Annotated in this window: 10 protein-coding genes and 1 pseudogene; 7 read left to right on the top strand and 4 right to left on the bottom strand. The window is 65.0% G+C overall.

All coding sequences use genetic code 11. From position 1 onward, the window contains the following. On the bottom strand, nt 1–290 hold a 290-nt coding region (locus tag AB0M20_RS14540; protein ID WP_364298143.1), incomplete at its 3' end, for a hypothetical protein. 290 nt (nt 291–580) lie between these two features. Between AB0M20_RS14540 and AB0M20_RS14545 the strand changes: the two genes are divergently transcribed. The 4 genes from AB0M20_RS14545 to AB0M20_RS14560 all read left to right on the top strand — a co-directional run bounded on the left by AB0M20_RS14545 (nt 581) and on the right by AB0M20_RS14560 (nt 3956). Then, nucleotides 581–1609, top strand: coding sequence for a macro domain-containing protein (locus tag AB0M20_RS14545; RefSeq protein ID WP_364298145.1), 1029 nt, complete (start codon nt 581–583; stop codon nt 1607–1609). 435 nt (nt 1610–2044) lie between these two features. After that, entirely contained in the window at nt 2045–2650 is a 606-nt protein-coding gene (locus AB0M20_RS14550; protein WP_364298147.1) for an RNA polymerase sigma factor, read from the top strand. After that, nucleotides 2634–3314 carry a hypothetical protein gene (locus tag AB0M20_RS14555; protein ID WP_364298149.1) on the top strand — a complete coding sequence of 227 codons (681 nt, stop codon included), beginning with the start codon at nt 2634–2636 and terminating at the stop codon, nt 3312–3314. The genes AB0M20_RS14550 and AB0M20_RS14555 overlap by 17 nt, the downstream gene beginning before the upstream one ends. 180 nt (nt 3315–3494) lie before the next feature. Beyond that, nucleotides 3495–3956: a LuxR C-terminal-related transcriptional regulator gene (locus AB0M20_RS14560; protein WP_364298151.1), complete on the top strand. Its 462-nt coding sequence runs from the start codon at nt 3495–3497 to the stop codon at nt 3954–3956. A 203-nt stretch (nt 3957–4159) separates the two neighbouring features. Here AB0M20_RS14560 and AB0M20_RS14565 read toward each other — a convergent pair whose 3' ends face one another. Beyond that, a complete protein-coding gene (locus AB0M20_RS14565; RefSeq protein ID WP_364298153.1) occupies nt 4160–4519 on the bottom strand; it encodes a hypothetical protein in 360 nt (119 codons plus the stop codon). Nucleotides 4520–5988: 1469 nt separating this feature from the next. Between AB0M20_RS14565 and AB0M20_RS14570 the strand changes: the two genes are divergently transcribed. Further along, complete coding sequence (locus tag AB0M20_RS14570; RefSeq protein ID WP_364298155.1) at nt 5989–6159, top strand: hypothetical protein; 171 nt, start codon at nt 5989–5991, stop codon at nt 6157–6159. 354 nt (nt 6160–6513) lie between these two features. Here AB0M20_RS14570 and AB0M20_RS14575 read toward each other — a convergent pair whose 3' ends face one another. After that, nucleotides 6514–7284 (bottom strand): hypothetical protein, encoded by a 771-nt coding sequence (locus AB0M20_RS14575; RefSeq protein ID WP_364298157.1) that lies wholly within the window; start codon nt 7282–7284, stop codon nt 6514–6516. Continuing rightward, a complete protein-coding gene (locus AB0M20_RS14580; RefSeq protein ID WP_364298159.1) occupies nt 7281–8162 on the bottom strand; it encodes a CHAP domain-containing protein in 882 nt (293 codons plus the stop codon). Before AB0M20_RS14580 ends, AB0M20_RS14575 begins: the two co-directional genes overlap by 4 nt. A gap of 284 nt (nt 8163–8446) precedes the next feature. Between AB0M20_RS14580 and AB0M20_RS14585 the strand changes: the two are divergent. Both AB0M20_RS14585 and AB0M20_RS14590 read left to right on the top strand, forming a co-directional pair. Then, nucleotides 8447–8578: pseudogene (locus AB0M20_RS14585) on the top strand (hypothetical protein); the annotation flags it as partial. A 12-nt stretch (nt 8579–8590) separates the two neighbouring features. Then, the coding region (locus AB0M20_RS14590; protein WP_364298161.1) for a hypothetical protein at nt 8591–8813 on the top strand (223 nt) is incomplete at its 3' end.

Raw genomic sequence — 8813 nt, forward strand, 5'->3', positions numbered from 1 at the left:
TGGGACAGTCGTCCGATCCCCGCACAGATCACCACTACCGCGATGAGGCAACAAGTGATCTCCCGGACCAGCCGTAGCCGCCGCGAGGCTGCGGCATGGCGAATCAGCGCCACGGGATCCTCGGTGACGGACGGTGCGCCACCCTGGGGCCGACCGTCAAGAATTTGAAAGACATAATCAGCGAACCCTTCAGACACATGGGTTGCCGCACTCAATGTCTGGTTCACGGTGCGGCGGCGACTCGGTGGTCGCTCAACCCGCTCATGCTGTGACGCAACTGCCGTGGTCACATGTGCTCCTCGATTGACAGGGGCGCTCGAATAGCGGCGATTCATTCCCTTCATTCATGCTGACGACCGTGGCCGGGCTCCATTAGGCTTCCTGCACCGCACGAGGACCATGGAGTGATCAATAGCGGCGGGGGCGAACCGACGATCTTTCACGACCCACATCGAGATTCCTGGTGACCTGCGGGGACGCGCAAGTCCACTGGACCAATTGCGGACCCGGCCCGCCCTGACGCCTGGGTATGGCGACTCTGGCACAGTCCAACAGCGGACATTGAGGAGGCCGATCGAGCGTGACCAACGCGGAAGGTAGTTTGCCGACGGCACTGCGTGCTTTCAGTGCGCGCCTCAAGGAGTTGCATCGGACGGCGGGCGGGCCGTCAGTAAATTCCTTGCACGCGGATCGGACCTTCCCGCTGCGTCGAGCCCACATCTTCGCGACCTTGGCCGGCAAAATCTCCCAACCGCCGACCTGGAAATTCGTCGAGGCATTCGTCCAGCGCTGCGCCCGGTACGCGCAGGCGCACAACGTCGATCTTGAAATGTCCACCGATCTCGCCGACTGGGAACCGGCGTACCGGAGGCTCACCGATCTCTGGGAAATGCACCAGCGGGAGCAGAGTTCCGCAGATTCCTTCGCCGATCGGTACGGCAAGGCGCGCGGTCGGGTATTGACCGTCCAGGAGATCACCCATCACATCGTGCGCGACGGCCGCCGGATCGGCGTTGTCACCGGGGACATCCGCCAGGTGCGGTGCGCCAACGTGTGGGTCAATCCTGAGAGCACGGAGATGGAGATGGCCCGTGTCCACGAGTTCTCGATCTCGGCGATCATTCGGTACCAAGGCGCGACGCACGACGCGCGGGGCCGTGTCGCCGAGGACCTCGTTGCCGATGAACTGACCGCGAAGGTGGCCGGTCAGCGCCCGGTCGAGCCAGGTGCCGTCATCCTCACCCACGCCGGCCGGCTTCAGGAACTCAACGACGTCCACCACGTCGTACACGTCGCGTCGGTCCACGGCGAGCCCGGTTCGGGGTTTCACCCGATGCGGGACGTCGGCCGATGCGTGACCAATGTGCTCCAAGCAGTCGAGCGCCTTGAGATGCCGGTTGCCGTTCTGTTTCCGCTGCTCGGGACAGGCAACGCTGGCGGCGACGTCGGCCCGATCGCGACGTCGCTAGTCCATGAAGCCTGTAACTACTTACGAGCAGCGCCGGCCACCAGGATCGCGACCGTCTACTTCTTGGCCTACACCGACCGGGAACTGAACGCGTGTCAGCGGGCGCTCAAGGCGGCCGGTCTGCGTCCCCAACTGGGATAGTCGGGGCTTTGCGAGGTCCGTCAGGGCTGGCCAGAACCAAGATCCTCCATAGGTGATGTATCCGGGCGGGTGACGCGATCGGGTGGCAGGGGCGCAATTTGTCCCTCCCGAAGGTTCACGGATGCACGCCTCGCGCGATCTAGGTAGTAGCGCCGAGGCAGAGGAGCGAAGCTGTGGATGAATGGCTCACCACGATAGGACCGTGGAGTTCGGCCGTGGTTGCGGGGGGAGGTCTTTGTCGTCGCATTTTGGGCAGGTTTCGGCGGAGAGGCGAGGCCGCATCACCTCGACCTTGTCCGCGGGAACTCCCGCATGCTGTTGAGGCCGTTGCAGCAGAGTCGTCCGTCGCCAACGTCCAGTTGCTCATTCGGTGGCCGGACGGCACGACTCTGGCGATGACGGGTGGTTTGACAGCCGGAAAGGGACCTAACTCCGATGGTGTATGACGACGATAGGGGCCTACCGCTTCACCAAGAATTTCAGGAACCTGTCGCCCCTGAGCAGCGTCGAAACCAACGCTCCAAGCCGGCCGTAGGGGAGGTCCGCGATGCGCAGTTTCGCACCTTCTATTTGTCAACTACGCCGCGCCTAGTACGTTTTCTGCTGTGGCAAGGAGCGGATCTGAACACCGCCGCTGACGTCGCGCAAGAAACCATGCGACGCGCTCATCGCGACTGGCTTTATCTCAGCGACCCGGCAGCGTGGGTTCGCGTCGTAGCCGCTCGAGAACTGATCAGGCTTCAGCTAAAGAGTGAGCGAGAGACGCTATTTGCAGAGGTCCCCGAAAGTACAGTCTTGCCGCCGGACATAACTTGTCTCTCAGACGAGCGTGAGGCTGTGCTGGGCTTATTGCGCCGCCTGCCGCCACGGCAACGACAAGTCATGGCGTGGACCATCGATGGCTACGGCCCGCAAGAGATCGCGAAGATCCTCGACATCACCGAGGAGGCAACACGCAGCAACCTCTATAAGGCACGCAGCGCACTTACAAGCTTCCTCCGGGTACAGAGAGAGGAGGAAGACCGTGTCCAACCAAAATGAGCTCGAGGACTACCTGCAGCATCAGTCAGACGACATTCTCATCGAGCTGTATTCAACGCTCGATCTGGACAATGGACTGCGCGACATCGTGGATGCCATCAACGTCGGCGAAGCAATCCTCGACGAGGTTGAGCAGACCCTGGATCTTAGTGCGGGATTCGAATCCATCACGACACCTGTTCGAGACATCCCCGACCGTCTACCTGAACGTGGATCGACGGCGCACACCACCAACGCTGGCGGCTCGTACAACCGCGCACGTCCCGTGCAGTCTCGGCAGCACAACGGTGTCACGGGCGGCGACGTCGCCTCCGTCATCGCAACCCTGAGCAGCATTGCGGAAGACCTCGCGGAAGTCGATCAGTCCTCGTCGTCGCGGAACTTCACAGGGGATTACGGTGGGCTGCGAATTCAGTTTGGGCTGGCCATGGACCGCCTCAGCGACCTTATGAAAGGTCTTCACAGCAGAGTTCCCCTGTCGAAGGCGCAGGAGATGGCCGATAGCCTCTACCGAACTTTGAAGGGAATCGAGCGGAACCTGACTCCGACCGACCCCGTCGGGGGCCGTCATGTCGTCGAACTCGTGGATCTGGTACGAGGTGTAGCCGACGCGCTTCCCCCGTTGTACGACCAAGCGAGCGATCAAGCACAATCGCCGCACTGAAATCTCGTTTAAGCGAGAGTGAAGACGACGCCAGCCCGACACGACAGGCCGCGGACCGCCGCGTACACGTTCCCCCCGCCAGCGCGAGGGCCGGCGGGGGGGAGCTGACAGTGGGTTGACGCATCGCAATCTCGAGAGACAGTCGACTTGGGGAGGAAGACCCAGGTAATGGCTCGGTCAATGATCGAGCAGGGCCGCGCCTGGTTTGAGCAAGCCGCCCAATCCGTCGTGAAGCTTCACTTCGACACCGACCGCGAACTGGAAGTGCTGCGGGCGGCCCGCTCCGGCGACTCTGTCCACGAGATCGCCGCGCAGGTCCACCTCGCGTCCGGCACGGTCCGCAACTACTTGTCCACCGCCATGACGAAACTCGGCGTCAACTCGCGCCACGCAGCAGCCCACCGCGCAGGAAGAAGGCTGGATATGGGTAAGTATTCGAGATGGTCGACAGCCGAGTGGATTCAAGGCACGCGCCGGAGCTTGTCGACCGCCGAAGCCCACTCCGACATGAGCCCGTCGCAGCGTGGCACAAGCAGTGGGCCACTGGTCGCAAGATCGCTCACGCGCATTGAGCCCCAAGTGGCCTTTATGGTGTGCGCGGCCTGGGATTCGCCCGCCGCGCAACGGAGTCGGCGTGGATGAAGGCGGCACAAGGACTGCTGATCGCCGCCGAGGCGTTCATCGCTGCTGTGATAGCGATCGTCGCCGATCCTCACACTGGATGCCATGAAACTCGGCGGCTTCCCAAGGCCCACGGTGGAGGCACCGGGGTAGCCGGCGCCGGCCGCGCGAGGCCGATCCCATCTGGCTCTGGGCGACGGGGTGGGTGGCTTCGTCGCCCGTGCTCAATGCCCGGCTGCAGTGGCGCCGACGACGGCGATCTCGGTCGCCAGCAGACCGCCGCCGACCGGTGGACAATAGATGCACAGGACAACGGTCCCGACGAGGACAATCGCCGCGACGGTTCCCTCGACGATCTCGGGGTGCAAGGTGATCCAGTTGGTGAGGTCCTCCATCGCTCTGGTCACCCAGTCGACGGCTACGGACGCGTACTGGCCCATATAGCACAGGACGTGGTCGACGTCGCACTCTATGAACGCGAGTTTCCGCTCGAAGTCGTCCTCGATCTTGTCGGCTTCGCTGCAGCAGCACGCGAATTTCCGGTCGCAGTAGACGCTGCCCTGCAGCGGCGCGTCGGGGCTCACCCCCGTCGCCGAACCAGGAGGTGGCGGCAGTATTCCGCTGAGACCGGGCGACAGGGCGAGCAGGGGCTGCCAGGCCGAGGCCGAGCCGTGGGCGATGGTTGCCCCGTACAGCACGCCGCTCTCGCCCAGCCCGCGAACGTAGGTCTTGCCCGGCTGTGGCGCCGCGGCCGCGACCGGCCAAGCCTCGCAACAGCCCGGGAGCGCCCAGATTCTGCGGCCCCCAGAACTTGCTGCCGTCGTAGAACCACCGCAGCAGGGTCAGTTCGGCGGACCGGGCGTAGACCTCGAAGGTCCCGGGGTTCGGCCCGCGGCAGGCCGAGGGAGGGCTCGTGACCGTCGCAGGCAAGGAAGCTTCGGGGCCCCAGCCGTTGTCGAAGCGTAGAAGCGAGATCTGGTTGTCCTGGCCCTGCGCGACGGCCCAGAGGACGCCTGGCTGGGTGGCCACGAGCGTCGGGGCGGACAGCAACGTGGCACCGGGCCTTTCCCAGGGGTGCCACTGCCCGTCGAACCAGATGTGTTGCAGTGTCCCGTCGGCGCCTTGAGCGATGATGTCGAGACGGCCGGGCTCCCAGCTTGCGGCGGACGGTGCCGAGGTGAGCGCGCCCCCGAGGCTCTCCCACCCGTGCCACTGCCCGTCGAACCAGTTGTGCCACAACGCCCGGTCAGGGCCTTGGAGGAACATGTCGCACCGGCCGGGCCCCCAGCTGACGATGGCCGGCGCGCTCGGCATGGTGTCGACCCAGGTAGCGCCGGACTGCCACGCGATCCCGCCGGAGTCGTCGGCCATCACCAGGTTTCCGTCGTCCTGCAGCGTTAGATGGTTGCCCGGTTGCCCGTCGGTGCCCGAGGCCCAGGCCGCCTGCCCGGCATCGGTATAGGCGACCAGGTTCCCGTCACCCTGCATGACGACCCGCGTCACGGGCTGCCCGTTCGTCTGAGTCGACCACAGCGGCCGCCAGGCATCGGAACGGTAGACGACAAAGTTGCCGTCGCCCTGCAAGACCGCGCTGAAGGGCTTGGTCGGCGCCTCCATCTGCTGACCAGTCGTCAACTGCTCCCCTGAGCTCAGTCGATACGGCATCTGCGCCTCCACAGCTGAGCCTGGTAGGCAGGACCGGCCCCACCGCGGCCGAGGCGTTCGTGGCCGCGAGCGGGAAACAGGCCAAAGCGCCCAGCTCGATCCGATCCGCGGTGGGACTCCACCGGGCGGCTCGCCAGGCTCGGAACGGGACTCGCCCGGCCGGTCGTTCAGCGTGCACCTGCCGAACCGCTGACTCAACGCCGCTGCTGAGATCCGACTGCCGGTCGCTCAGCCGCGCGTTCATGGTCGACGCTCGCTGCGATGACCCGTCGAACACCGAACGATCGGCAAGAGCCGTACGGCGGCGCTCGTGCGCACAACCGGCGACGGCGCTGGTGGTAAGGCGACAAGGACACCCCTGTTCAGCCGAAATCCGGGATCAGCATGCTTGGCCGACGCCATGGTCGTCCCGTGGGACGCGGCTGGCGTCTGGACCAGCGACGACGGCGTCAGAACCGTCACGACGATGGTCGGCCACTTCTCGGTCAGAGGCGTCGTCGAGAAGGTCGACCAGGTCAAAGATGTCCTCGAGATGCCGCTCAAGTCAGCGGCGCGTTAATAAAAGGCGTTCAAGCACGCGGAGAAGGACGCACTGATCGTCCTCAAGGGCCGGCTGCACGGTTGGACGGTCCGGGTAGTGCGAGCGGTCAGCCCATGTGAGACAAGGCGCTGCCGGACGTGGAGCCCTACTCGGAGGCCAACGCGATTCGGGCACGCGGACATGGACGGCGTGCCGGGCGAAGAGGCGGCAATCAGCGTGCGAGTTGGCGCGCAAAGCAAGGAGCTCTTATTGACAGTAACATAACAGCTGTTATCGAACCTGCGCGCCGGTCAGCTGGCTTGCCACGTTGCCCTCATTTTGGCGGTGGACTGACCAGGCCCAGAAGGGCTGGGCCCGGTCGACGCGATGTCCTCAGTACGCCGCCGCTGAGTCGTCCGACAAGATGTCCCATGCGGGTCCGAGTGGTCCGGCCAGGATTCCGACGCCCATTCGGAAGACGCCGTAGCCTCCGGACCGTGCCGGCGATTTCTCGGTGGCCATGCCGCATGTCTGGTCGAAGAAGATGCCTGCTGCTTTCACGCTTCCCGGCAGCTTGCCGATGACCTCGCCCGCGGTGGCGCACCCCACCAGCCGAGTCCCGTCGTAGACGGCTTCGCCGACTTCTTCCTTGGTGATTCCGGGCGCCAACGCGGGCGGTGCCTGGGGTCCGAAGTGTGGAGTCGCGACCCAGGAGTCGTCCAGGGTGGGCACGATGACGTGCAGTGCGCTGTGGCCGGGTGCGTACATGACCACCGCCCCGTCGTTCTGGATCTGCAGCACGGTTCCGGGGTGCCCGTCGGTGTCGGTACTCCAGATCGGCTCGTTCCCGGGTGCCCGGAGTACCAGATTGCCGTCTTCCTGCATGAACAGCACGGTCCCAGGGTGACCGGCGCTGTGGGTGTCACCGAGCACCTCGTTGTCGATGCCGTACTCGACGAGGTTTCCATCGTCCTGCATGGTCAGGCGGTACAGGCCGTTCTCGGACACGATGGTTCGTCCTGGGCCCATGTCGTCGCCGGGATCCAGTTGGTAGGCCAGGCTGGACGCATCTGCATTGGTTGCGGCGATTACCGAGGCGGAGACGGCGGCGGCAGCCAGCAGGCCGGCGAGGGCGCGGACGGCCTTCCGGCGGCGCGCGGTCATCGGGCCTGCGGGCGCGCGTAGCCCGAAATGTCGGTGTTGCCGCGGGTCACTGTGTTGGGCCGTACGCCATCCGTCAGGTTGCCTTCGATCGTGGAAACGGTGCCGTTGCCGTTGATTGCGACGACGATTCCGACGTGGTCATTGGAGGTGGTCCCGGTGTGGAAGCGGTATCCGATGGCATCGCCCGGGCGGACGCCACTCAGAGCCGAGCCGTCCGTCCAGGCTCCGGCCGTTTTGAAGCTCACGGCGCCGGAGCTCAGGCCGTTGGTACGGGCGCCTGCCTGTCCCCACACCCAGCGGGCGAAGTCGGCGCACCAGGGCTCGGCTCGCCGCCCGTTGCCGCAGGGCGAGCCCTCGCCCATCTGTCCCGAGTAGAAGTTGCAGTTCGTGCCGGTTTCGCGATTGCGTTGCGAGTTCCCCGCCTCGGCCCGGGCGATGGCGGCGATCCGGTCGCCGAGAGCTCCACCGGAACCGCCGGTCGACCAGCGTGCGAGGTGGCCGGGCGCGTACAGGACGATGTTGCCGTCGTTCTGCAGTTCCAGCGTCGAACCGGCGTTCCCGTCGGTACGGCTCGACCACACCGGCACGTTGCCGGGCGCGATCACAACCAGGTTTCCGTCGCTCTGCAGACGCGCCTCGGAATTCGGACGGCGCGTCGCGGTAGCCCAGACGGGACGGTTACCGGGGGCGTACTCGACGAGATTGCCGTCACCCTGCATGGCCAGCACGTACTGCCCATCGGGCGAAACGAGGCGCTCGCCGGCGACGAGCCGCTCGCCGGGATTGAGACGGTCCGTATTCGAGGCCGCGTCGGCGTTCAGGACGAAACTCTGGAGGAGCACGACTCCGGAGGCCAAGATCGCGGAAATGGTGATCACGCGTATACGGCGGCGTGGTGCTCGGTGTGAATTCATGCCAAGTAGCAAACCCACGCTACGGACGGTGCGGTAGTTGACCCCTGAACCTGTCACGGATTGGAGTCAACTTGGCGACAGATCAGAAAATGACGATCAATCCCGGTCACCCACTTCGCGCATACCTGCAGGCCAAGGCTGGTTTGTGACAGGTGTTGAACCCTTTGATCTCAGGAGAGATCAATCACGTACAGCGATGCGGGCAGGTTTACTGTGACGCGTTACCTGGGGGAAGGAAAGAGCGGGGTATGTGGGGGGAATCAGGCGGAGTCACCGTCGCCTACAGGAGTGACGTGTGGCGGCTCCGGGTGGGTGAGTCGCTCACCATCGGTAGAAGTGAGAACTGTTCGGTAAGGCTCGTTGATCCGGAGATCTCTCGACACGCTTGCCTGTTGAGAGTCGATTCTGGATTCGTCACGGTGTTCAATCAGTCGACCCAGAAGCCGCTGGCGGTGCGTCCGCCGGCCGGGGAGGATCGCCGGGTCGGTCCGGGGGCGGCGACGACGTCGCTGCCGTACCCGGTCTTCGACGTGGTGTTCGCCGGTACCGACGATCGGCCGGTGAGCGTGCGGGTCGATGCCCGTGCGCTGGTGCCGCCGCAGCCGCCGGCCGTCC

Origin of the sequence: Actinoplanes sp. NPDC051633 (genome assembly GCF_040681735.1) — a bacterium.
In the GTDB taxonomy this organism is placed as follows: domain Bacteria; phylum Actinomycetota; class Actinomycetes; order Mycobacteriales; family Micromonosporaceae; genus Actinoplanes.